The organism is Photorhabdus noenieputensis, from assembly GCF_018448935.1.
GTDB classification, from domain to species: domain Bacteria; phylum Pseudomonadota; class Gammaproteobacteria; order Enterobacterales; family Enterobacteriaceae; genus Photorhabdus; species Photorhabdus noenieputensis.
Map to the genome: position 1 here is coordinate 1 of NZ_RCWC01000204.1, position 324 is coordinate 324.

The 324-nt window shown below is 56.8% G+C and carries 1 protein-coding gene; it reads right to left on the reverse strand.

Annotated elements, in window-relative coordinates:
• Positions 1 to 43: 43 nt before the first annotated feature.
• Positions 44 to 324, reverse strand: a 281-nt coding sequence (gene tnpA, locus EAE91_RS23875) for an IS66 family insertion sequence element accessory protein TnpA (protein WP_214090587.1), incomplete at its 5' end; no start/stop codon positions are given.

Genomic DNA, 324 nt, shown 5'->3' on the forward strand with positions numbered 1-324 from the left:
CGCATGTCGACGGGCTCTCGCACCAGAAAGAGCTGTTGCGGTTTCAGCATCGGGCCAGTACCCGCATCACGTCAGGCAACAGCGTCAATGGACAGGCGATGGCATAGCCGTCTGGGGTATGCAGGGTGACGGTGTGCGCGTCGTCAGGCTGGAGTGAAACCGGCAAGAGGGCGGGCAGTGTCTGACTGAGAGGTTGGTGCATTTTGTGACTGTCGGCAATCCAGTCGCGGAAAGAGGAAAAACTCAGTTGATGCTGTTCGCAATACTGTTTTCGGGTCAGGTCACTGTGGCGCCATTGGGTCACATGGTGTTGTTTTTGTTCCG